26 protein-coding genes and 1 riboswitch are annotated in these 24,381 nt (G+C 32.1%); of the genes, 16 read left to right on the forward strand and 10 right to left on the reverse strand.

The genetic code is table 11. The features are described 5' to 3' along the window. Nucleotides 1-181: 181 nt before the first annotated feature. From KM800_RS04095 to feoB, 4 genes are all read left to right on the forward strand, one after another. Complete coding sequence (locus tag KM800_RS04095) at nt 182-904, forward strand: EcsC family protein (RefSeq protein ID WP_217811917.1); 723 nt, start codon at nt 182-184, stop codon at nt 902-904. Nucleotides 905-929: 25 nt separating this feature from the next. Then, nucleotides 930-1,220, forward strand: a complete 291-nt coding sequence (locus KM800_RS04100) for a hypothetical protein (protein ID WP_217811918.1) — start codon at nt 930-932, stop codon at nt 1,218-1,220. A gap of 435 nt (nt 1,221-1,655) precedes the next feature. After that, nucleotides 1,656-1,895 carry a FeoA family protein gene (locus KM800_RS04105; RefSeq protein ID WP_217811919.1) on the forward strand — a complete coding sequence of 80 codons (240 nt, stop codon included), beginning with the start codon at nt 1,656-1,658 and terminating at the stop codon, nt 1,893-1,895. Then, the gene (gene feoB / locus KM800_RS04110; protein WP_217811920.1) at nt 1,895-4,015 is read left to right on the forward strand and encodes a ferrous iron transport protein B; all 2,121 of its coding nucleotides are present in this window, start codon (nt 1,895-1,897) and stop codon (nt 4,013-4,015) included. The genes KM800_RS04105 and feoB overlap by 1 nt, the downstream gene beginning before the upstream one ends. A 46-nt stretch (nt 4,016-4,061) precedes the next feature. On the opposite strand, the gene KM800_RS04115 is transcribed toward feoB, so the two are convergent. The 3 genes from KM800_RS04115 to KM800_RS04125 are packed head-to-tail and all read right to left on the reverse strand — an operon-like array spanning nt 4,062 to nt 6,306. After that, the gene (locus tag KM800_RS04115; RefSeq protein ID WP_217811921.1) at nt 4,062-4,868 is read right to left on the reverse strand and encodes a transporter substrate-binding domain-containing protein; all 807 of its coding nucleotides are present in this window, start codon (nt 4,866-4,868) and stop codon (nt 4,062-4,064) included. Between the two features lie 15 nt (nt 4,869-4,883). Then, nucleotides 4,884-5,552, reverse strand: a complete 669-nt coding sequence (locus KM800_RS04120) for an amino acid ABC transporter permease (RefSeq protein ID WP_217811922.1) — start codon at nt 5,550-5,552, stop codon at nt 4,884-4,886. 16 nt (nt 5,553-5,568) lie between these two features. Then, complete coding sequence (locus KM800_RS04125) at nt 5,569-6,306, reverse strand: amino acid ABC transporter ATP-binding protein (RefSeq protein ID WP_217811923.1); 738 nt, start codon at nt 6,304-6,306, stop codon at nt 5,569-5,571. A gap of 517 nt (nt 6,307-6,823) precedes the next feature. Between KM800_RS04125 and bioB the strand changes: the two genes are divergently transcribed. The 4 genes from bioB (at nt 6,824) to KM800_RS04145 (ending at nt 11,709) form a co-directional block, all read left to right on the forward strand. Continuing rightward, a complete protein-coding gene (gene bioB / locus KM800_RS04130) occupies nt 6,824-7,810 on the forward strand; it encodes a biotin synthase BioB (protein ID WP_217811924.1) in 987 nt (328 codons plus the stop codon). 89 nt (nt 7,811-7,899) lie between these two features. Continuing rightward, a riboswitch (ZMP/ZTP riboswitch) is annotated at nt 7,900-7,978 on the forward strand. A 141-nt stretch (nt 7,979-8,119) separates the two neighbouring features. Then, nucleotides 8,120-10,351 (forward strand): formate C-acetyltransferase, encoded by a 2,232-nt coding sequence (gene pflB, locus KM800_RS04135; RefSeq protein WP_217811925.1) that lies wholly within the window; start codon nt 8,120-8,122, stop codon nt 10,349-10,351. 3 nt (nt 10,352-10,354) lie between these two features. Further along, nucleotides 10,355-11,095: a pyruvate formate-lyase-activating protein gene (pflA, locus tag KM800_RS04140; protein WP_017752584.1), complete on the forward strand. Its 741-nt coding sequence runs from the start codon at nt 10,355-10,357 to the stop codon at nt 11,093-11,095. 92 nt (nt 11,096-11,187) lie between these two features. Continuing rightward, on the forward strand, nt 11,188-11,709 hold the full coding sequence (locus tag KM800_RS04145) for a hypothetical protein (RefSeq protein WP_017895250.1): 522 nt from the start codon (nt 11,188-11,190) through the stop codon (nt 11,707-11,709). A 39-nt stretch (nt 11,710-11,748) separates the two neighbouring features. On the opposite strand, the gene lipA is transcribed toward KM800_RS04145, so the two are convergent. The 4 genes from lipA to KM800_RS04165 all read right to left on the reverse strand — a co-directional run bounded on the left by lipA (nt 11,749) and on the right by KM800_RS04165 (nt 15,797). Continuing rightward, nucleotides 11,749-12,618, reverse strand: coding sequence for a lipoyl synthase (gene lipA / locus KM800_RS04150; protein ID WP_217811926.1), 870 nt, complete (start codon nt 12,616-12,618; stop codon nt 11,749-11,751). Beyond that, complete coding sequence (gene lipB / locus KM800_RS04155; RefSeq protein ID WP_039656024.1) at nt 12,602-13,300, reverse strand: lipoyl(octanoyl) transferase LipB; 699 nt, start codon at nt 13,298-13,300, stop codon at nt 12,602-12,604. Before lipB ends, lipA begins: the two co-directional genes overlap by 17 nt. A 173-nt stretch (nt 13,301-13,473) precedes the next feature. Next, nucleotides 13,474-14,352 carry a UTP--glucose-1-phosphate uridylyltransferase GalU gene (gene galU, locus KM800_RS04160; RefSeq protein WP_217811927.1) on the reverse strand — a complete coding sequence of 293 codons (879 nt, stop codon included), beginning with the start codon at nt 14,350-14,352 and terminating at the stop codon, nt 13,474-13,476. Between the two features lie 2 nt (nt 14,353-14,354). Then, nucleotides 14,355-15,797, reverse strand: coding sequence for a glycosyltransferase 87 family protein (locus KM800_RS04165; protein ID WP_254906459.1), 1,443 nt, complete (start codon nt 15,795-15,797; stop codon nt 14,355-14,357). 369 nt (nt 15,798-16,166) lie between these two features. Here KM800_RS04165 and KM800_RS04170 point away from each other — a divergent pair, with 369 nt between their 5' ends. Next, the gene (locus KM800_RS04170) at nt 16,167-16,943 is read left to right on the forward strand and encodes an SDR family NAD(P)-dependent oxidoreductase (protein ID WP_217811928.1); all 777 of its coding nucleotides are present in this window, start codon (nt 16,167-16,169) and stop codon (nt 16,941-16,943) included. A 32-nt stretch (nt 16,944-16,975) separates the two neighbouring features. Here KM800_RS04170 and KM800_RS04175 read toward each other — a convergent pair whose 3' ends face one another. Next, nucleotides 16,976-17,548, reverse strand: coding sequence for a xanthine phosphoribosyltransferase (locus KM800_RS04175; RefSeq protein ID WP_217811929.1), 573 nt, complete (start codon nt 17,546-17,548; stop codon nt 16,976-16,978). Between the two features lie 171 nt (nt 17,549-17,719). Then, a complete protein-coding gene (locus tag KM800_RS04180; RefSeq protein ID WP_217811930.1) occupies nt 17,720-18,151 on the reverse strand; it encodes a hypothetical protein in 432 nt (143 codons plus the stop codon). 170 nt (nt 18,152-18,321) lie between these two features. On the opposite strand from KM800_RS04180, the gene KM800_RS04185 reads away from it, so the two are divergent. The 7 genes from KM800_RS04185 to KM800_RS04215 all read left to right on the forward strand — a co-directional run bounded on the left by KM800_RS04185 (nt 18,322) and on the right by KM800_RS04215 (nt 23,486). Next, complete coding sequence (locus tag KM800_RS04185) at nt 18,322-18,921, forward strand: nitroreductase family protein (protein ID WP_017752593.1); 600 nt, start codon at nt 18,322-18,324, stop codon at nt 18,919-18,921. Between the two features lie 106 nt (nt 18,922-19,027). Beyond that, nucleotides 19,028-20,401 carry an ATP-binding protein gene (locus tag KM800_RS04190; RefSeq protein WP_017752594.1) on the forward strand — a complete coding sequence of 458 codons (1,374 nt, stop codon included), beginning with the start codon at nt 19,028-19,030 and terminating at the stop codon, nt 20,399-20,401. 16 nt (nt 20,402-20,417) lie between these two features. Continuing rightward, the gene (locus KM800_RS04195) at nt 20,418-21,602 is read left to right on the forward strand and encodes a pyridoxal phosphate-dependent aminotransferase (RefSeq protein WP_017752595.1); all 1,185 of its coding nucleotides are present in this window, start codon (nt 20,418-20,420) and stop codon (nt 21,600-21,602) included. A 113-nt stretch (nt 21,603-21,715) separates the two neighbouring features. Beyond that, on the forward strand, nt 21,716-22,228 hold the full coding sequence (locus KM800_RS04200) for an RNA polymerase sigma factor (protein ID WP_026093952.1): 513 nt from the start codon (nt 21,716-21,718) through the stop codon (nt 22,226-22,228). Further along, nucleotides 22,225-22,683 carry a hypothetical protein gene (locus tag KM800_RS04205; protein WP_017752597.1) on the forward strand — a complete coding sequence of 153 codons (459 nt, stop codon included), beginning with the start codon at nt 22,225-22,227 and terminating at the stop codon, nt 22,681-22,683. The genes KM800_RS04200 and KM800_RS04205 overlap by 4 nt, the downstream gene beginning before the upstream one ends. Then, nucleotides 22,664-23,188 carry a hypothetical protein gene (locus KM800_RS04210; protein ID WP_017752598.1) on the forward strand — a complete coding sequence of 175 codons (525 nt, stop codon included), beginning with the start codon at nt 22,664-22,666 and terminating at the stop codon, nt 23,186-23,188. Before KM800_RS04205 ends, KM800_RS04210 begins: the two co-directional genes overlap by 20 nt. Next, nucleotides 23,181-23,486 carry a LiaF transmembrane domain-containing protein gene (locus tag KM800_RS04215; protein WP_217811931.1) on the forward strand — a complete coding sequence of 102 codons (306 nt, stop codon included), beginning with the start codon at nt 23,181-23,183 and terminating at the stop codon, nt 23,484-23,486. The genes KM800_RS04210 and KM800_RS04215 overlap by 8 nt, the downstream gene beginning before the upstream one ends. 41 nt (nt 23,487-23,527) lie before the next feature. Here KM800_RS04215 and KM800_RS04220 read toward each other — a convergent pair whose 3' ends face one another. Then, nucleotides 23,528-24,298, reverse strand: a complete 771-nt coding sequence (locus KM800_RS04220) for a cell wall hydrolase (protein ID WP_058953591.1) — start codon at nt 24,296-24,298, stop codon at nt 23,528-23,530. Nucleotides 24,299-24,381 lie beyond the last annotated feature (83 nt).

Consider the following 24,381-nt stretch of genomic DNA (forward strand, 5'->3'; position numbering starts at 1 on the left):
AGAACATTATGGTCGATAAGGTTAATCATTGAACAATAATATAAATATGTATATAAATTTACAAATTTATGGCATAATATGATTAACAAGGAATTATAGTTTCTCAAATGTATAAATGTTATTGCATTTTTAGGAGATAATATAAAATGTCATTTAATAAATAATTATGTGGGGAGATTGTATGAGTTTATATGAAGATAAGGTATTTAAAGAATTGTCAAACTGGCAGAAGAAGATGAAAAAAAAGCCCAGTCTTACTAATGGACTTACGAAAAATATTCAAAAGAAGATAAATGGCATTATTCCTGAAAAGATTAATATTATGATTACTAAATCAATAAAAATTATGGTAAGGACTGTAATATTCGGATTTAAATATATTTCAAAAGAGAACTTGGATAATTCTAAATTGGATCTAGAAGCAAGAGAGAATTTAATTAGAAGAAAAATTGAGATCTACAAAAAAACTGCCATGCTAAGTGGTGCAGGGACTGGTGCTGGTGGGCTTATTCTTGGAATGGCGGATTTTCCCATATTTTTGAGCCTGAAGATAAAATTTTTATTCGATGCAGCAGGTATATATGGTTTTGACTTGAAAGATTATAAAGAACGTTTGTATATTCTATATGTATTTCAAATAGCTTTTTCAAGTGACAAGAGGAGAAATAAAGTTTATGAAATTATATCCGATTGGGATAATTATTCTGAATCCCTTCCATTGAATGGAGATAATTTTGATTGGAGAACTTTTCAAGAAGAATACAGGGATTATATTGATATTGCAAAAATGCTGCAGTTGTTACCTGGAATAGGAGCACCAGTAGGTGCATATGCCAACTATAAGTTGATGGGAAAGCTTGGCTATACAGCTATGAATGCTTATAGGCTTAGAATTTTAAAATAAAACTTGGAAGTGAGGTTATATAATATTGGATGTCACATCAAAAACTTATAAAATTATCATAGGAATAGTAGAATTATTTTTAGGAGTGCCATTTATAGGAGGTATATTTATAGTAGCACATGCATGGATGCCATTGGTTATATTATTTGTACTTCATATCGTTGGGATAATTATAGCAGGAAGAGAATACAAAAACAGGACAGGCCATATACTTGGTGTTATGGGTAATGCATTGGGATGGATACCTGTACTAGGCTGGATATTTCATTTAGCTATAGGGATAATACTATTAGTTGAGGGATTGAGTAACAGATAATTAGGTTGTTGTGATGAATATAAACCAAAATATGTTGTGAAAATCATACAATAAATTCTATTTCAAAATGCAGTATATTATGACAATCTTTCTTTATAATAAGAAAGTATGAATTGTGTACTGCATTGAATTGTTATAGAGATTTTAAAGCAGATAAAATCGTAGAAAGGGCAAAATATAAATAAAAGGATTATTATGAAGATATGGAGAATATTCTGGATACATTTCGGACCAGTATACCTATAATAGCAATTTTAGCAAGTGCGTGGATGTTTACTCAAACTAACTTCCATAATATCATGTTTGGACTTGGGGGAATAATACTTTTTAACATCTCAACTTATTTTTGCATAGTTTAATATTAGTGAAAGTTAGTTCAGTGAAACTTATTAAACTTTATAAATATTATTAAATTAAGTTGAGAGGGGATAATTTATGAAAAAGCTTAGTGATGTGGAAACAGGTAAATTTGTAAGAGTGGATAGTATAAGATCTAAAGGACTGCTGAGAGAAAGAATGCTTGCAATAGGACTTACAAATGGTTCTGAAGTAGAAGTGGTACGCAGAGGTCCATCTGGGGACCCTACTGTATATAACATTAAAGGAGCAATGATTGCACTAAGGGAAGATGAGGCCTGTCTAATAAATGTATCAATGTTTTCAGGGGGAAGATAATGGGGCTTACTTATCGATCAACTGGATTTGATGCTTTAACTGAAATGTATTCAGTAGATAAAAAGGACAAGCAACATGTTTTTGCACTGGCTGGGAATCCCAATACTGGCAAGAGTACTGTTTTTAATGCTTTAACTGGATTAAAACAACATACTGGAAATTGGCCAGGAAAGACAGTAACTAATGCAAGGGGAGAGTTTAGTATAGATGGTACACATCATATACTGGTAGATTTGCCTGGTACCTATTCTCTCTTTTCTTCATCTGTAGAAGAAGAAATAGCTCGAGATTTTATTTGCTTTGGAAATTCCGATGCAGTTATTGTTGTTACTGATGCTACATGTTTTGAGAGAAATTTGAATTTAGTATATCAAGTTATGGAATTGACGGACAAGGTTATTTTATGTGTAAATCTTATAGATGAGGCAAAGAAAAAGAAAATCACAATATATGGAGATAAAATTGAAAAGGAACTTGGTATTCCCGTAGTATTGACAGCAGCTAGAAATGGAACAGGAATAGATAAATTAAAAAATACCATAAGTAAGGTAATATCTGAAGAAATCAAGCCATGTCCCCAAAAAGTCATTTATCAGGATTATATAGAAAAAATGGTAAATGAGCTTCAGCCTACAGTAAGTGAAAAAGTATCAAATCTGGATTCAAGGTGGATCTCACTTAGATTGATTGATGGAGACAGTGGTATTACAAATACAATACTTAATAGGATTGAGAAACAAGATTTACAAATACTTATAAATTCAGCAAAAAGGATTAAATCCAATTATACCAAAAAACGTATAAGAGATGATATTACTTTTAAAATATATGAAAAGGCCGAAAAAGTTAAGAATGAATGTATATGTATAGGCAAAAGCAAAGTTAATAGAGATAGAGTAATTGATGACTATATAACATCACGTGTTTTTGGAATTCCAATTATGATAGGTATACTTGCAGTTGTGTTATGGATAACTATTTCAGGTGCAAATGTACCTTCTGATATGCTGGCAAATGTGCTATTTAAATTTCAGGATGTGCTTACAGTTTGGTGTACACAATTGGGCGTTCCAAAATGGTTCTATGGATTGTTCGTTCTTGGCCTTTATAGAACTATGGCATGGGTGATTTCAGTCATGCTTCCGCCAATGGCTATATTTTTTCCTCTATTTACATTACTTGAAGATTTGGGGTATTTGCCAAGAGTTGCGTTAAACCTTGACCATTTGTTCAAAAAAGCTTGTGCCCATGGAAAGCAGTGCCTTAGCATGTGCATGGGACTTGGATGTAATTCTGCAGGCGTTATTGGATGTAGAATTATTGAATCACCAAGGGAAAGACTTATAGCTATATTGACTAATAATTTTATGCCATGCAATGGAAGATTTCCTACACTGATTGCCATTTCTTCAGTATTTTTAATTGCAGGATCCAAATCAGGTGCTGCAAATCTTCTGCCTGCACTCTCTGTAACAGGAATAGTAGTTCTTGGGGTTGTCATAACATTATTGGTTTCCCATTTATTATCCAGGACAATTCTAAAAGGGTATCCATCAAGTTTTACTCTTGAACTTCCACCTTATAGAAGACCTCAGATAGCTAGAGTAATATATACATCCATTATTGACAGGACAATATTTGTACTAGCAAGGGCAGTTGTTGTTGCAGCTCCTGCAGGTGTAATTACATGGATACTTGCCAATACTTATATTGGCAACTTGAGTATTATAGGACATGCAGTAGCTTTCCTTCAACCTTTTGCAAATCTACTTGGACTTGATGGATATATACTTATGGCATTTATACTTGGCATACCTGCAAATGAAATAGTACTGCCAATTCTCATAATGTCATATCTTTCAACAGGTTCCATGACCGATTTTCAAAGTATAGATTCTCTTAGACAGATACTCATTTCCCATGGATGGACATATCTTACTGCATTGAATGTACTATTGTTTTGCCTGCTGCACTGGCCTTGTGCTACAACACTTTTGACTATAAGGAAGGAAACTGGCAGCTTCAAATGGATGGCAGTATCAGCTGCACTTCCTACATGTATAGCAATTATAGTATGCTTTATAACTACATCAGTTGCCAGAATTGTGGGGGTGTATTAAAAGTAAAAAATAACTTCAGGCAAGTATTATTACCTGAAGTTATTTTTTACTTATTGCTTGTTATATCTGCACCAAACCATTTTTGTGATATTTTCTTTAAAGTGCCATCTTCTCTCATGGATTTTAATGCGCTATTTATTTTTTCTATTTTTTGTTTGTTTGCATCTGTTTTCACCATAGGAAAAGCATTTTCCATCTTTTCTATTGGTTCACCTGCAAGCTGGAGATTGTAGTTTGAACGTTTAATTGTATCCATTATGGCAAGTTTATCTTCAAGTAGAGCATCTGCCCTTCCAAGATTAACTTCTGAGAATATTGAGTTGTAATCACTGTATTGTTTGAGCTTTACAGTTCCCTTTTTATCACTATTGAATTTTTCTATAGCCTTGTAGAAGTTCATGCCGGATTCTACAGCAACAGTTTTTCCGTTTAAGTCATTTAAATTTTTAATGGAATTGTTGCCTTTTTTAACTGCAAGCTGTACGCCTGAATATACATATGGATTTGAAAAATAATATTTTGGTTTTCTTTCGTCAGTTATTGTTACCTGGTGAGCAATAGTATCTATTTTTCCAGAGTCAAGCATTCCTATTAGTCCATTCCAGTTTGCAATAACATATTTTACTTTCCAGTTGTTTCTCTTGGCTATTTCGTTCCATACATCTATTTCCAAGCCTTTAACTTTGTCCTGGCTTTCACCTTGATCTATAAATGCAAAAGGTCTGTAATCAGTAGAAGTTCCTACTTTAATTGTATTTGAATCATTGCTGCTGTTTGTACTGCTTGCACAGCCACTTAAAACAGCGATGCCCATTAATGATGTTAAAATTATTGCCAATAGTTTCTTTTTCATTTTAAAACCTCCATTTTATTTATAAGCTTTTGCAAGCTTTTTTTCAATAATTCTTTGTAAAAAATTAAATATTTCCACTAGTATCCAGTAAATTATTGCAAGTGCAAGATAACTTTCTAAAACCTTAAAGCTTGAAGCTGCATTCATCTGGGCCCTTGCCAGAATTTCTGTAAGTCCAAGCACAAAGGCAAGAGATGAACTTTTTAACAAATCAACAAATTCATTTCCTATACCGGGTATGGCAATTCTAATAGCTTGAGGATATACGATTCTCTTAAATGCCTGCATTTGTGTCATACCTATAGATAGAGCTGCTTCCATCTGTCCTTTTGGAACCGATTCTATAGCACCTCTTATAATTTCAGCCATGTATGCAGAACCACAAAGACTTAAACCAACTATCATGGCCTGGAAAGGCGATATATTTTTAAGTGGTGATATCAATTGCGGTACACCATAATAAAATATAAATAATTGCACCAGTAAAGGTGTTCCTCTAAAAAATGATATATAAATATTTATTATCTTCGTAAGAATTTTAATGTGCATAAGTTTTAATGCAACGAGGCCGCTTGCTATAACAAAACCTATTATTGTAGATATAACAGACATTGAAATAGTATAATGAACGTATTTAATTAAATCAGGAAATGATTTTAAAAAATATACTATATCAAATTTCATTTTTTACCTCCTTCAATTATTTTAATTCTACTTGTTTAAAAAATTTAATTGTTCTTTCATTCTTAGGATGATTGAATATTTCATCAGGAGTTCCTTCCTCTACGATATTCCCATTATCTATAAATATAATTCTATCAGCTCCTTCTTTTGCAAATCTCATCTCATGAGTGACTATGAGCATTGTTGTATCTTTCATTGCCAATTTTTTTATAACATCAAGAACTTCTCCTACAAGTTCAGGATCCAAAGCTGATGTAGGCTCGTCAAAAAGCATTAAATCAGGATTTACTGCCATGGATCTTCCTATTCCTATTCTCTGCTGCTGCCCCCCTGAAAGATTTAAAGGATAACAGTCTTTTTTATCTTCAAGACCAACTTGTCTTAGTATTGACAATGCTTCATTTTCAGCTTCTTTTTTATCTATTTTTTTCACCTGGGTGAGAGGCTCCATAATATTTTGAATTGCAGTTTTATTGTAAAAAAGATTGTAGTTTTGAAATACCATGGAAGTATGTTTTCTCAGTTCATGTATTTGCGATTTTATTGGATTTTCAGAATCAACTTTTATAGTATTTATTTCTATAGTTCCCTTATCAGGCATTTCAAGAAAATTTATACATCTCAGCAAGGTTGATTTACCTGTACCAGAAGGACCTATTATAACAACTACCTCACCTTTTTTTACAGTAAGATTTATTCCCTTTAAAACTTCTACTCCATTAAACTGTTTATGGAGATTTTGTATTTTTATCATATTAATTTCCCCCAATGCATATCTGTAGAATGAAAATAAACATAAAAATAAACCCCAACCCCATCAGAGGCAGAAGTTTTTCTGCTGTTCCACTCTGTTTATTATGCTTCAACACAATAATTAGTTTCTATTGGTACCAAAATACCTCAATGCTATAATGGGCATACCCACTGAAGTTTACTAAATTTCAACCAAGAGTTCAGGGAGGCATTTCAATTATTTTCACTGAAAACTATCTCAGCAACAAAGTTTCTCTCTTGCAGGTAACAATAATTTACTTATTCCCATCTTCACAATAAACATTATTTATATGAATTACAGTAGTTATTATATGATTTATTTTAAAATATGTCAATAAAATAGTTAATGCACTTTAAATTTAAAAATGAATTTTTTTGTTCTTAAAATAAGAAACTCATAGAGACATTGATATAGTTGCAGTTTGCATTTATAATATAATTGTAAACCAAAATATAATGAATGGTTAACAATCATACAATAGTAAGGAGATAAAATTATGAATGAATTATGGAAAGATATATTAAAAATAGGACAGGAAGTTCTTGAACAACAGCGTATTACATATGAGGATGCCTTGATGCTTGGGGATGCAAATGACAGCGATACAATTTTACTGTGCAGCTTTGCAAACAAGATAAGAGAAAAATACAATGGAAACAACGTGGATTTATGCTCAGTTATAAATGCAAAGTCAGGAAATTGTTCTGAAGACTGTGCATTTTGTGCACAATCATCACGTCATCATACGGCGGCAAAATGTTATCCTATGATAGATGAAGATGAAATCGTAGAAACTGCAATAAGACGTGAAAAGGCAGGTGCAAAGCACTGTGATATATGTACAAGTGGTCTGGGATATACGGGGCAGGAAAAGAATTTTAAAATCATAATAAATGCATTCAAGAGAATGAAAAAAGAAACAAACCTTAAATTATGTGCATGCCTTGGTACTCTTACCATGGATGCAGCTGAGCAGCTTAAATATGCAGGAGTTGAAAGATATAATCACAACCTTGAAACTGCAAGAAGTTTTTTTACAAATATTGTATCCACCCATGGTTATGACGAAAGAATTCAAACTATAAGATATGCAAAAAAAGTAGGTATGGAAGTATGCTCGGGTATGATAATAGGCATGGGAGAAAGTATGGACCAGCGTATTGAACATGGATTCTTATTAAAAGAGCTTGATGTAGATGCAGTTCCAATAAATATACTGAACCCTGTAAAGGGAACAAGGCTTGAAGGTTTAAATCCCCTTAGCCCTATGGAGATAATTAAGACATTTGCAATAATGAGATTTATTATGCCGGATAAAAATTTGAGGTTTGCAGGAGGAAGAGAGAAAAATTTGAAGAGTTTACAGTCACTTGGCTTTATATCAGGCATAAATGGAATGCTGATAGGTGATTATCTCACTACAGATGGACAGGGAGTAAATAAAGATTTTGGCATGCTTGAAGATCTTAACCTACAGTATTGATATAAATGAATTAATCAAATTATTTGAAAATTTGTATTGACATAATTAAAAGAATATGATAATTTATATTTACAATAGATTTGATAATAAATGATTCGTATAACCGGCGGAAGTGGATATAACCACAGGGAGTACGATTTTTAAAAGCCGACCGCCTGGGCAAACAAAAAGTCCAGGCGGTCTTTTTGTTTAAAATATTATAAATTGTAGTTGAATTGTGCTATTCGTACCAATAAAACTACACAGCTTTAGTATAGTTTTTATAATGCTATGAAAAATAGTAAAAATATTTTTAAGAGGAGAATTGTTATGAAAAATCAATGGAATAATTTTAATGATGGTGTATGGACAGAAAATATTAATGTGAGAAATTTTATACAGAAAAACTATAATCCCTATACTGGTGATGAAAGCTTTTTAACATCTCCTACTGAAAAGACTAAAAATGTATGGCAAAAGTCGGAAAGTTTAATTTTACAGGAAATTAAAAAAGGTGGAGTTTTAGATGTAGATACTAAAACAGTAGCTGGTGTTGACAACTTTAAACCTGGTTATATAGATAAAGAAAATGAGGTTATATTCGGACTTCAAACTGATGCTCCACTTAAGAGAATGGTCAATCCTTTTGGAGGAATAAGAATGGCTCAAGAGTCACTTGAAGACTATGGATATAAAATTGATGATGAAATGCACGATATATTTACAAAATATAGAAAGACACATAATGAAGCTGTATTTGATGCATACACGGAAGAAATGAAAGCAGCAAGACATGTTGGATTATTAACTGGACTTCCTGATGCCTATGGCAGGGGGAGAATAATAGGTGATTTTAGAAGAATTGCATTGTATGGTATAGACTATTTAGTAGAAGTGAAGAAGAAGGATTTAAAAGCCTTAAAAGGTGATATGAATGAAACTTTAATAAGAGAGAGAGAAGAAGTAGCAGAACAGGTCAAGGCACTTAAAAAGATAAAGAATATGGCATCACGCTATGGAATAGATATATCGAGCCCTGCATCAAATGCAAAAGAAGCAGTGCAGTTCACCTACTTTGGATATCTTGCAGGAATAAAGGAGAATAATGGTGCAGCAATGTCTCTTGGAAGAGTTTCAACATTTTTGGATATATATATAGACAGGGATTTAAAATCAGGAATAATAAGTGAGCAGGATGCACAGGAGTTAATAGACCAGTTTGTAATCAAACTAAGACTTGAAAGACATCTTAGAACACCAGAGTACAATGAACTATTTGCAGGAGATCCTAATTGGGTTACTGAATCCATAGGTGGTATGGGAATCGACGGCAGAACATTGGTTACTAAAAACTCTTATAGATTTTTAAATACACTTATAAATCTAGGACCTGCTCCAGAACCAAATATGACTGTATTATGGTCTGAAAATCTTCCAGAATCATTTAAAAAGTACTGCAGCAGAATATCTATAGAAACAGATGCAGTTCAGTATGAAAATGATGATGTTATGAGACCTATATATGGAGATGACTACGCTATAGCATGCTGTGTATCAGCTATGGCGGTAGGAAAACAGATGCAGTTCTTCGGAGCCAGGTGCAATCTTGCAAAGTCACTTCTCTATGCTATAAATGGCGGAGTTGATGAAAAGAAATTCCAAAAAATAGTACCACATGTAGATAGAATGGATGATGAGGTACTTGACTATAACAAAGTTAAAAAGAATTATTTCAAAGTTATGGAATATGTAGCAAAACTGTATGTTAATACCCTTAACTTGATTCACTATATGCATGACAAATATGCTTATGAAGCTGCACTTATGGCACTTCATGACACAGAAGTTCATAGATTCCTTGCTTGCGGTATAGCAGGACTTTCCGTTGCAGCAGATTCATTAAGTGCAATAAAATATGCCAATGTAAAACCAATAAGAAATGAACAGGGCATTGCTGTAGACTTTGAAGTTGAAGGAGACTTTCCTAAATACGGAAATGACGATGACAGGGTAGATGATATAGCAGTTGAAATCGTGAATAAATTTATAAGTGAACTTAGAAAGACAGAAGCATACAGAAATGCGGAACATACCTTGTCGGCTCTTACTATAACTTCCAATGTAATGTATGGTAAAAAAACTGGAACTACACCAGATGGAAGAAAGTCTGGAGAACCACTTGCTCCAGGAGCCAATCCAATGCATGGAAGAGATAAAGAAGGAGCACTTGCATCTTTGAATTCTGTAGCTAAAATACCATATAGATCTGTATGTCAGGATGGTGTTTCAAATACATTTTCAATTGTTCCTGATGCGCTTGGAAAAGATGAAAGCAGCAGAGTAAATAATCTGGTTTCTATATTGGATGGATATTTTTCAAAAGGAGCTCATCATTTAAATGTCAATGTAATGAACAGGGAAACACTTTTAGAGGCAGTAGACAATCCAGAAAAGTATCCTACACTGACTATAAGAGTTTCAGGATATGCCGTTCACTTTGTAAAGTTAAATAGAGAACAGCAGATGGAAGTAATACACAGAACTTTCCATGAGAGGGTTTAGTAAATGGGCAGGATTCATTCTATAGAAACCATGGGACTTGTTGATGGACCTGGAATAAGAGTAGTTGTATTTTTCCAGGGCTGCAGACTTAGGTGTGCTTTTTGTCATAATCCTGATACATGGAAACTGGATGCCGGAGAGGACATTAGTGCAGAGCAGCTTCTTGAAAAAGTTGAAAGATACAGAGTCTATTTTGAAAAGTCAGGAGGGGGAGTTACCTGTTCTGGAGGTGACCCTCTAATGCAGCCTGAATTCTTGATTGAATTTTTAAAACTATGCAGGGAAAATGGAATAAATACCATAGTTGATACATCTGGGTTTGGAAAAGGAAATTATAAGGAAATTTTAAAATATACGGATCTTGTAATGCTTGATATAAAACATATTGATGATGCTGGATATAAAGAGCTTACAGGTGGAAATATTCAGGAGTTTTATGATTTCCTAAAGGAAGTTAATAATTCAAATGCAAAATTGTGGATAAGGCACGTAATGGTTCCAGGTGTAACTGACAATTATGAATGCATGGATAAAATAGTCCATATAATAGAAAACTCTGTTAAATCAAATAAACTGGAGAAATTTGAAATTTTACCATATCATACTATGGGAGTAAACAAATATGAAAAATTAGGTGTGGAATACAGGCTTAAAGGTGTCAAGCCAATGGATAAGAAAAGAGCCCTGGAATTTCAAAAATATGTTGTAGAAAAAATCAATAAAAATAAAAGTATCACAATTTAAACAACTTTAATAGTATGTTAGAGGACAGATATTTTTAATCTGTCGATTAATCCTTTGTTTTTATATTACATAAAAACAAAGGAGGTGATAATTTGAAAGTATCAATTCCAGTTGACTTGAAACAATGCGTATATTTAGGACATGGTCATAGTGGAAAAGTTTATTTAATGCCGGATGGCAAAATTATAAAAATATTTAAAAGCTCACACAGCTGTAAAGCTGAATTTGATATATTAAAATCAGTAGAAGGAAGCCCATATTTCCCAAGAGTATACAAGCTTGGAACACATTATATAATCAGGGAATATGTAGGTGGAACCAATGTTTATGATTATATAAAAAAACATGGGATAAAAAGATCTTTTGTTATAAATATAGCAGATTTATTTGACCATATGAAAATGCTTGGATTTAAAAAATTGGAAATTAGATTTCCACATCTATTTGTACAAAAAGATGGTACATTGATGTTGATAGATCCAAGGAAAAGTTATGAAGAAGATATTCCATACCCAAAAGCATTTCTAAGAAAGCTGAAAAGTATGGGTCTTCTTGAAAAATTCATGAAAATACTAAAAAAAGAAAGACCAGATTTACACTGGGATTATAAATAAAAATAAACCTGCATAATTCAATAATTATGCAGGTTTTGCTTAATTGGAACCATATCTTTTAACAGCATCAATTCCCTTGGAAGCCTGATAGGAACTTCTAACATAAGGACCGGATGCTGCAAATTTGAATCCTTTTTTTAATGCTATAGTCTTATATTTCTTAAAAATTTCCGGAGTTATATATTCTTTGACAGGCAGATGCCGTTTGGACGGCCTTAGGTATTGACCTACAGTGAGAATATCACAATTCACTTTTATAAGATCATCCATAACTTCAACAACCTGTTCTTCACTTTCCCCCAGTCCCACCATTATACCGCATTTAGTGTATATGCTGTTATCCATGGATTTTACCTGATGTAGAAGTTCAATTGATCTCTTGTATACTGCCATTGGCCTTACTTTGCTGTAAAGACACGAAACAGTTTCAATATTGTGGTTTATTATATCAGGTTTGCATTCAACTATTTTTTTTAGTGCACTCCAGTTTCCCTTTAAATCCGGTATTAAGAGTTCTACAGTTGAATTTGGATTGTATTTTCGAAGCTGTTTTACAGTTTTAACAAAATGCTCTGCACCTCCATCTTCCAAATCATCTCTTGTAACTGAGGTTACAACTATGTGCCTAAGACCTAATTTTTTACTTGCCAGTGCTACATTTTCAGGTTCATTTTCATCCAGGGCAGAGGGTATTCCTTTGGTAACAGCACAAAATCTGCAATTTCTTGTACATGTTCCTCCCATAATCATGAAAGTTGCAGTTCCACTCTTGAAGCATTTACCTATATTAGGGCATATGGCACTTTCGCAGACAGTATGAAGAGAAAGATTTTGAAACATTCTTTCCATTTTATCAAGTACATCAGAGTCAGGAGCTTTCATTTTCAACCACTCAGGCCTTGTATTCAATGTACTCACTTCCCTTCCAATCTTTTATTGTGCTTTTATCAATCAGCTCTGTACTGAAAACATCTTTAAAACTTTCTTTAATATTTGATACAATTCCATTATAGTCTGGATTACGTATGAAATCCTCCAGAGAACATATACCGAATTCACTTATACCGCAGGGAGTTATCAATTTGAAATGATCTTTATTTACACATATATTGAGGGCAAAGCCGTGCTTTGTTATCCACTTTCTTATTCCTACACCTATTGCTGCAATTTTTTGATTCCCTACCCATACTCCAGTATATTTTGGCTTTATTCCAGCTTTTACTCCATAATATCTTACTGTATTCATAACTACTGTTTCCAGCTGCCTCAAATACCAGTGAGCATCTTTCTGAAACTTGCCAAGATTCAATATGGGGTAGGCAACAAGTTGCCCTGGACCGTGATAGGTAATATTCCCACCTCTTGAAGATTTATATAGTTCAATTCCAAATCTATTTAAAGCTTCCCTAGAAACAAGTAAATTATCAATTCCACCACTTTTACCAATTGTAATTACTGGTTTGTGCTGAAGCAGTAATAAAATTCCATCCATATTATTTTGTACTACGAATTTAAAGGCTCTATTCTGTAATTCCAAACCATCTTTGTAGCCTACTAAATTTTTAAATTCTGTTACATAACATGTTCTCATATAAACACCCTCTTTACTTATTTAAAACAAGCATAAATCACGCCAATATTAAAACATTTACATAAAGAGGATTATACATATGCAAGATTAAATCAAAGTGCAATTATGGGAAAAAGTAATACCAAAATGGGAAATTTTATTATTAATTCCCATTTTGATATTATTTCTAAAATCTATTTAAGACAATTTTGAGGCATGATATTTTCCATGTATTTAATAAGTTTATTTCTTAATTTATCTTTTTTTAATGCATAGTGTATATTTGCCTGTAAAAATCCGAATTTATCTCCTGCATCAAATCTCTGACCTTCAAAGGAATATGCGTGTATTTCCTCATGCTTTGACAATTCCTTCAGTGCATCTGTCAATTGTATTTCACCACTTTTGTCAGGTTTGGTGTTTTCTATTATATTAAATATCTCCGGTGTAATTATATATCGTCCAAGAATAGCTATATTAGAAGGAGCTTTTTCAATACTTGGTTTTTCTATAAGGTCTTCAATTTTGTATACCCTGTCTTCAATTTTACTGCCGCTTATGATCCCATACTTGGATACAGCATCTTTTTCTACGTGCTGTACTCCAAGTATAGAAGAGTTGTATTTGTCATAGCAGTTCATAAGTTGTTTTAGGCATGGAATTCTGGAGTCTACTATGTCATCTCCAAGCATAACGGCAAAGGGACTATTATCTATAAAATTTTTGGCAAGACCTATGGCATGTCCTAGACCTTTGGACTCTTTTTGTCTTATATAGTATATATCAGCCATGTTTGAAATATCTCTGACAATTTTTAAAAGATCATTTTTGCCCTTGTTTTTTAATTCATTTTCCAATTCCATGGATTTGTCGAAATGATCCTCAATAGATCTTTTATTTCTACCGGTTATTATCAATATTTCTTCAATTCCAGAAGCAACAGCTTCCTCAACTATATACTGAATGGTTGGTTTATCCACAATCGGAAGCATTTCCTTAGGTTGCGATTTTGTAGCAGGTAAAAATCTCGTTCCCAGTCCTGCAGCCGGAATTATAGCTTTTTTTATACTCATAATTATTCAATCCTTTCTAGGTTTAATAATTTATTTTTTTTGGTTATATCAATTAATATTTTTATTAAATATATAAGCAATATTATATTCAAAAATGAAATTCCATCAGATAATATGCTGTGGGAATTTGAATTCATAACACCTGAATTTCCAAATAGAACATAATAAATATTGGCATAGATAGTAATACTGTATCCTATGCATAGTGTAAAAAATCTTTTATCCTTTAAATACACATAGCTTAAAATTGACAGTACCAAAGCAGGAAATAAATATCTTTCATGCATACCTGTTGAAAAAGTGAATACTCCTGCAATTTGTACAAGAGCTGCAGCAAAGGCAAATGCTTTATTTTTATTTTTAATGTATATATACAGTGATAACAAAGTTATAGCTGTGATTGCAATAATTCCCCATGTGCCATAACTGAAAATGAAGAATGTATTTGAACTCTGTTCATAATTTGCCCCTATAAGACTATAAAAATTAAAACCATTAATAGATGCATATGGATATTCTGATATGGTTTTTGCATACAACTTGAAAATCCATAATATGTTTTGTCCACTGGAAAAAGGCAGTATGACAACTACAGCAGTTGCAATAGCGGAAATCAAGCATTTTATAAATAATCCTATATTTCGTCTTCTTATGATCTCGAAAAGTAAAACAGGTAAAAATATTATTCCTTGAGGTTTCATGAGCACTGCACAAGTAAATAGCACAGCTGAAAAAACAGTTTTCCCTTCACATATTAAAAATACTGAAAGTACTATTAGTAGTGCAAAGAAAGAATCCACCTGACCCCATAGAGTTGAATCTATAAAAACTGCCGGATTGAATATATAGAATACACTTAATAATAAGCCTGATTCCACGGAAATGTACTTTTTAGCCAATCTATATATTAAATAAGCTGTTCCTATATCAGCTATTATGGATGGAAGTTTTAAAAGTATGGAGTAATATGAACTCAATCCACTTATACTTGTAAGTTTGCCGATTAAAAACAATACATATATGTATAGAGGCGGATAGTCACTTGAATTGGCACTTGAATAAAAATGTGCAAAATCCTTAGCTGCACTTGATGCCCAGTTATTGAATAGCATCATATCTCCACTATAACCTTCCATTACTGTTGAAAGAGATATTCTGATAAATACTCCTATGCATAGTAGTAAAGCAATTGATAATTTTTTATTGATATGACTGATTTTTAATTTTTTGTTGATAAATAATCGATACATTATTATAAAAAGTATTAAAAATAATACAAAATACACAGTAAGAACTGGTGCATATTTATTACTTGTATTTCCAAAACTTTTATTCATTTGTGGTTGTTTACCATTATGCTGCTGTGTATTATTATTTTGTCGTTTACCATTATTTTGCTGAGGCTCCTTATTTGAAAAATTAGTGGGATTACTCTTTGCTCTCATATTATTTTTATCCTGGTTGGCAGGCATATTTTGATGAACTGCCATTTTGTTTGTATTTGAACTGGATTTGTAATTGGATATATTGTATATGCAGGTGAATAAAGATATCAACAGTATTAAAATTAATCCTATTTGAAAAATGCCTTTCGCATATTTTGTGCTCCTTCCATTAATTGAGTATAGATATATTTTCACTAAAGAAACTTAAAATATCCTTAAAAAGTTCTGCAAATTTTGTTAATATAATTTTAACTCCACTAATGGTCATTTATGGTATATTAAATATGAATACAGTATTGTATTTAACTTGTTTAAATAGATTTATTATCTAGAGGATATAATATATATCGGAAAGAAGTGAAAATATAAATGAATATAGATGGTAAAAATATAATATTAACTGGTGCGTCTTCTGGAATAGGAAGGGAACTGCTTGAAAAACTTCAACGTTATGATGTAAGGATAATAGCAGTAGCGAGAAGTGTAGACACAATAGATAATTATGCAGGAAAGGTAATTCCATTTTCCTGTGATATATCAAAAAGTGAAAAGATAGATGAATTATTTGAATTTGCATTTCACAAACTTGGTAAAATTGATATTTTCATAGCGAATGCAGGTTTTGCATATTGTGAAGAAATAATAGAACCGGACTGGGAACACAACAAGAGAATATACGACACGGATGTATTGTCTCCAATATATTCTGTAGAGAAGATGAAAGCCATTAATGGACAGAATGAATATTTTACAGTAATAACCTGTTCAGCTGTACACAATGTAGCACTGCCTGGATATACATTGTATTGTTCAGCTAAATCAGCTATTCACCAGTTTGCAAGGACTTACAGATATGAGATGAAAAACAGAGGAAAACTTGCACTGGTTTATCCTGTGGCTACCAATACTAAATTTTTTAGAAAAGCGGGGGGTAAAAATGCGCCAGTACCATGGCCTGTACAATCTCCTTCAAAAGTTGCAGATAAAATAATAAAAGGTATAGAAAAAGATAAAGATTCCATATATCCATCTGTTTTTTATAGTGTTTCTGAAATATTGAATAGAATATTTCCTTTTGTTTATTACATATATGAAAATATACAGGCAAATAAATTTAACAATTGGTTGAAAAAACATAACAACTGACATAATATCAGTTGTTATTGAGAAATCAACAGTTACTTTATAAATTCAATCAAATCTTTTCCAAGCTTGGAAATACGGGCAAGTGAGTATACATCATAGCCTTTGTCGTCTAATAATTTACGGCCTGGCTGGAATGATTTTTCTATAACTATACCTATTCCAGCTACTTTTGCTCCAATTTCTTCTACAAGTCTGCAAGCACCGGATGCAGCTTCGCCATTTGCAAGGAAATCATCTACAATCAATATATTGTCTTCAGGTGTTATGTATTTTTTTGATAGAGTCAGAGTATAATCTACTTCTTTTGTAAATGAATGTATAGTTGTCTGATAAAAGTCATCATTTAAAATCTTTGATGTGTTTTTTTTCAATGTAACCATAGGTATGTTCATCTGAAGAGCAGTCATAACTGCAGGAGCTATTCCAGAACTTTCAATGGTAAATACCTTTGTAATATTTTTATCTTTAAAATAATTTTTAAAATTAGTTCCTATATCGTACATTAAATTCGGATCTACCTGATGATTTAAAAATGAATCCACTTTTAAAATATTTTCATCTAATGCGTGTCCATATTTTAAAATTTTATTATGTAATGTTTCCAAGACTAAAAGCACCTACCTCAATTTTTATAATAATTTAATAATTAATCGACAAAATACGAGCTATTGTATAGCATATATCAAAAGTATAACATTTTTTATTATAAAGGTATAGAATAAATTTTATATAAAACTAAAACCGGATGAATACACCCGGCTTTGTTTTTGAAACTGTTAATAACATAAAAAGCTATCTATTTGTTTTAGATCCATTCCAAAATATGCCCATCTGCCTCTATACCATCTGTAACCTGATATGGAATTTCTCCCTACATTAATTAACCATGCCCAGAATCCAGGTCCTCTTTTTGGCCATATATATACATATTTAAATCTGCATGGTCTTAAAGAAGAACCATCTATTGATTTAGCTTGTTGACCATGCCCTCCCTGTTTGGGTGGACGTTTTGCAGGTGCTTTGGATGGAGGAGGTCCAGGAGGCCCAGGAGGCATGCCGGAACCTGATATTCCACCTTGAGGTGGCCGCCCTGTGGGCCTGCCATAAATTCCACCGGGCTGTCTTGGCATAAATACGGGCACTGGAATAAACTGAATATAAGGTACAGTATATTCCGGTTCATATTTGTCATATCTAAAATCGTACATTTCATAACTCCTATTCCTTGCTTCTATTTATTAATATGTAAGTTTTATATGTATAGTTACAATAAAATTTAAGTTTCCCATAAAACAATATTTAAAATATTTAAGTATTAGTATACAATATTAGTATATAAATTAGTTTGTTTTTGAATACAATTTGGAGGTGTAGAATTATGAGTAAAAGTTTTCATGAAGCATTGGAAAGCAGACGTAGTATATATGCTATAGGAAAGGAAAAAGTAGTTTCTCATGATAAAATACTGAAATTGGTCAACAGGGCGGTAAAAAATTCTCCTTCAGCATTTAATTCTCAAAGCTCCAGGGTGGTTGTACTTTTGGATGAATATCACGATAAATTATGGGATATTACAAAAGCTGAGCTTAAAAAGATAGTTCCTGCAGAAAGTTTTTCTGGAACAGAAGAAAAGATAAATTCTTTTAAAAATGGATATGGAACTATCTTATATTTTGAAGATCAGGATGTTGTAAAAAATCTTCAGAAGCAATTTGCAACATACAAGAACAATTTCCCTATCTGGTCCCAGCAGGCTTCAGGAATTCTTCAATATATAATATGGACTTCCCTTGAAGTTGAAGGGCTTGGAGCTTCAGTACAGCATTATAATCCTCTAATAGACAATGAAGTAAGAAAAACATATGACATACCTGAAGATTGGCAACTTATTGCACAGATGCCTTTTGGAAATATAATTTCTCCAGCGGACAAAAAGGATTTTTTACCACTGGAAGATAGGATAAAAGTGTTCAAATAAAATATGAGTGTATTACAAGGTGCTTTCTAGCATTAGAGAGTGCCTTTTTTAATTTAGTGTGTTAAAATATATTTAAATATATTTATAATACTTTAGGAGGCATTTTATGCATAACGTAAACTTTCGGACCAGTTTTGAAGTAGAAAATGCAAAATTGGCACTAAATTCAATTTCTATTTATAGAAATTTGCTTAAGGACAAGGTAATAGGCAGTTTGTATGTACTTCTTGACTATGTAACTGGAGAAAAGGTGGATTTGGATAATACAGCTGATTTGTACAATGATTTCTTTTTTAAGCTGGCACAGAGCGGATCAAATTCCCTGGAAAATTATATAGTAAATAAAATTGTATTTGATGAAAATCCTTTTTCAATCAAACAACAGTTCAACAAACCATATGAAGGACAAAAGGACATAGAAAATGCTGTAAAAAATGATCTTAAGAACCTTCAAATAGTAGCTAGATTTAAAGGCAGGATTATAAAAGATGGACTTTCAAAATCTCTTGAAGACAGCAATTATAAATTTGTCGTCAATGCATTTCCAGAATGGGATACAGAGAAAACTCTAAAGTCTGATGAGGTTGTTGAATACATAAAGGCAATAAAGGAAAAATTTTACAACAGCGATAACTGGGACAAATGTGTTGATGACCTTAAGAATTTCCACGGAAACTATGGATGTGGAGAATTTGCCAAATATAGAGCTTTTGCTTGGGATCATATTGATGGAAAGGGACAGTTTAAGGGCATAAGCAATCCGGATCCAATCCAACTTTCACAATTGATAGGTTACAAAGATGAAAGATCCGTAGTTATAGAAAATACCCTTCAGTTTTTAAAGGGATTTAGTTCCAACAATGTACTGCTTCATGGGGACAGGGGTACAGGTAAATCATCAACAGTAAAAGCCATACTTAACAAGTACTATGCAGAGGGACTTAGAATGATAGAACTTCCTAAAGCTTATATTGTAGATTTCCCAGAGATAATAAGGAATCTTAAAAATAGATCTCAAAAATTTATAGTATTTATAGACGATCTTGTATTTGGAGATAATGAAGAGAGTTATACTACGCTTAAGTCAGTACTTGAAGGTGGTCTTGAAAGCAGATCAAGTAATATCCTGATATATGCTACCTCAAATAGAAGACATCTTGTAAAAGAATACTTTAGTGACAGGGAACAAGATAGTGATGAATTGCATGTATCAGATAGTAAACAGGAGAAACTTTCTCTTGCAGACAGATTTGGTATAAATGTACTATTTTCATCTCCTGACAAAAAGGAGTATCTTGAAATTGTAGATGGACTTGCAAATAGAAGAAAAATAGATATAGATAAAGAGATACTACATAGAGAGGCCAATAAATGGGAAATGTGGTATAATGGAAGATCTGCAAGGACTGCAGTACAGTTTATTGACTGGCTTGAGGGACACAAGCTTGTTGGCGATGAACTCACATTAGATAAAGAATAGAAAAGGGGAGTATTTTATGATATCTGATATTATGAAAGATTATGTATCCAAAAGTTCTATAATAAGAGCCATGTTTGAAGAGGGAAAGAAAATGGCTTCCATATATGGAGAAGAAAACGTATTTGATTATAGTCTTGGAAATCCAAATGTAGAACCGCCTGAAAATATAAAAAATTCAATAGTGGAAATATTAAACAGTGAATCTCCTAATTTAGTTCATGGATATATGAGTAATTCCGGTTATGATGACGTAAGGACTAAAATTGCACAGAATATAAATCAAAAGTACAGTCTTAAATTGACAGAACATAATCTTATAATGGCCTGTGGAGCTGCAGGAGGACTAAATATTATTTTAAAGACACTTTTGAATCCAGGTGATGAGGTTGTTACATTTGCACCATTTTTTGGGGAATATGAAAACTATGCACACAATTTCAATGGGAAACTTGTAGTTGTACCTTCAAATACAGATACTTTTGAACCTGATTTAAATCAGTTGGAAGCCAAGATAAACAGCAAGACAAAGGCAGTAATAATAAATTCTCCTAATAATCCTACAGGAATTGTATATTCAGAAAAACTTATTAAAAATTTATCTGAGCTTCTTGATAAAAAACAGCATGAATTTAATACCAGCATATATTTGATTTCAGATGAACCTTACAGAGAGATAGTATATGATGGAGTAAAAGTTCCATATATTCTAAATTACTATAGAAATTCAATTGTTGGATATTCCTATAGTAAATCACTTTCACTTCCAGGCGAGAGAATAGGATATGTAGTATGCAGCAGTGAAGCAGATGATTTTGACAATATAATGCAGGCTCTTAATGTGGCAAATAGAATATTGGGATTTGTAAATGCACCTTCATTGTTTCAAAGGGTAATTGCAAAATGTCTTGATGCAGAAGTAGATGTGAATATATATAAGAAAAACAGGGATCTTTTATATGGACATCTTACTAAAATAGGTTTTTCATGTGTTAAGCCACAGGGAGCTTTTTACTTGTTTCCAAAATCTTTAATTCAAGACGATGTGGAATTTGCAAAAGAAGCCAAGAAATTTAATCTCCTCATAGTTCCAGGATCTGCATTTAAATGCCCAGGTCATTTTAGATTGTCCTATTGTATTTCCTATGATAAAATAGAGAAATCATTGGAAAGCTTTGACAAATTGGCAAGGAAGTTTATTTAACAAAATAACTGCAATTAGAAATAGTACTCATTTTAAGGGTACTATTTTTTTATATTTAAATGAAGTATTTTTAATACCTCAATCGTTATATTATATGTAGAGACAAAAAGGTGGTGGTGGTTATTCAACAACAGCAGTTTACAAATTACATAAAACAATATGAACGATTAATCATTACTATTTGTATGTCATTTACCAAAAATTATTTTGAATCTGAAGATTTGGCACAACAGACATTCTTAGCTGCATATAAAAATTATAAAAAATTTGATGGGAAAAATTTCAAAGCATGGATTACCACAATTGCAGTTAACAAATGCAAAGACTATATAAAAAGTCATGCAAGAAAAACAGAAAGATTGTCACATGAAGAATGTCAATTGTTGGAGAGCAGGGATAGTTCTACAGAGGACATAGTTTTACAAAAGCATGACAAAGAGAGAATATATAATTTATTTCAAAAATTAAAAGAGCCCTATAAAACTGTAGCTATAAACTATTTTTATAAAGATATTAAACTGTCCGATATGGCTAAAAGTACAGGACGAAAATTAAAGACACTGCAAACACAGTTGTATAGATCCAAAAAATTGCTCAAAGCTTTATGGGAGGAGGAATTTAAGTGAGAATTGTATTGTTTGATGAAAATGGTCACTTGACTAAAAATGCACTGGAAGAATTTAAAAAAGGAAATTTGCAGGATACTGAACTGATAAAAATATCAGAACATGTTTCCCAATGTGAAAAATGTGCAGATGCAATGGCCGATAGTTTTACCGATACCGAACTTGCGGAAGCTCCTCTTGGTTTTGAAGAGGAAGTAAAAAACAGGATATCAGACAAGAAAAAAGTCAACATTCAGTTTGTCTTATACTCAATCAGAGTTTCAATTGCTGCATGTATAGCTCTTGTCTTTGTGTTCTCCAATACACTGAATGTTATTGCAAATACAAAAGTAAAAACAGTTGATATAGTTTCACCTAATTTAAGTATTGTAAACTCAATAAATAAAAGTCTAGATGATTTTTCACAAAAAATAATTAGTATGGAGGTTTTTAATAGTGAAAACAAAGAAAAGTAAATTTGCAACGATCATATTTTCATTTTTACCTGGAGCAGGTCATATGTTTATGGGATTTATGAAGATGGGAATATCATTTATGTCAGCATTCTTTTTTATAATATTTCTATCAACATGGCTTAAAATAGGTCCGCTTCTATTTGTTTTGCCCCTTATATGGTTTTATTCTTTCTTTGATTGTATAAACAAGAGATATATGCCAGATGAGGAATTTCAAAAATTGGAGGACAAATACCTTTTCTCAATTGACAACTTTACAAAATTTGATAAAGACATGTTTAAAAAGAGAAGATTGGTTATAGGAATATTGGTTATACTTCTTGGAATATATTTAATATGGAATAATGTTAGCAATATGCTATATGGATATATTGACAGTAAAATATATAATATTATAAATAATTTGGCACAAATTGCTCCTCAGATAATTATAGGTGTCATAATAATAATTGTAGGTATTAAGCTTATTGCAGGTAAGAAAAGGGAGGATAAGATGAATGATTAAAGGACGTACAGTTGGTACTCTTACTGCAGGAATAGTACTTGTCATTTATGGAATATTGTTTTTGTCCCATTTGGTATTTCCAGGCATTAAATATTCTATAATAATGTCACTTTGGCCAATTATATTTATACTTCTTGGAATAGAGATTATCGTCTCATATGTGGTAAATAGTAAAGAAAAAATGAAATATGATATAGCAGCAATAATTCTTATAATTATTCTTTCATTCTTTGCAATGGGAATGGGAGCTGCAGAAGTTATAATCAACAATTATCCTACTTTTGTAAAAACATTTTAATAAAAGACTGTCTCAAAATTTATTATGAGGCAGTCTTTTGTTTAATATGTGAATACCATTTTTCCAGATCTCAAAGCTATTGTTCTTGACCACAGCCATTTATTTGTAGTACTGTCATCAAAATAATATATGGCACCTTTTGTTGGATCCGAACCATGAAGTGCTTCATAGGCAGCTTTTTTGGAATCTTCTGAAGCTGCTTTATTTATCCATCCATTTTCTACAGGAGTGAATTGATAGTATTTATCAGATTTTTGATATATTATATCCTTTATTGTGGATGGAAAATTCGAATTATGTATTCTGTTTATAACAACTGCTGCCACACCTACTTTGGCTGTATATGGTTCACTCTGAGCCTCTGCATTAACCAGTCTTGCCAGTAGGTCAAGGTCACTTGAACTATATGGAACTACAGGTTGGGATGAATTTAAATAGCTTGTACTATTAAAGACATGTCCTGACGGTATATTTAACACCTGACCGGGATAAATATAATTGCCTACACTGCTATTTGCTGCTTTTAATGTATCTACAGATACGTTGTATTTTTTAGATATTAGATAGAGACTGTCAGAAGCTTGTACAGTATAAATTTTGGAATCCACCTTTAATACTTGATTTGGATATATTTCAGTAGATTTAAGATTATTGCTTTTAACTAGGGAGTCTACACTATTTTTAAATAGTGTACCTATTTTAAATAGAGAATCACCTGATTTTACTTTATAACTAGCGGCATGTACTTGGGTAACACACATTGTAGAAAGGGTTGCTGCAAATAATATAGTTCTAACTTTTTTGAAATTCATTATAATATCCCCCGTATTCTATCTTTGGTAATTTAGGCTTGTCTATAGTTCACATTTTAACAATACGAGGAATTCATATCCAT

The organism is Clostridium tyrobutyricum (assembly GCF_019144085.1).
GTDB lineage: Bacteria > Bacillota > Clostridia > Clostridiales > Clostridiaceae > Clostridium_B > Clostridium_B tyrobutyricum_A.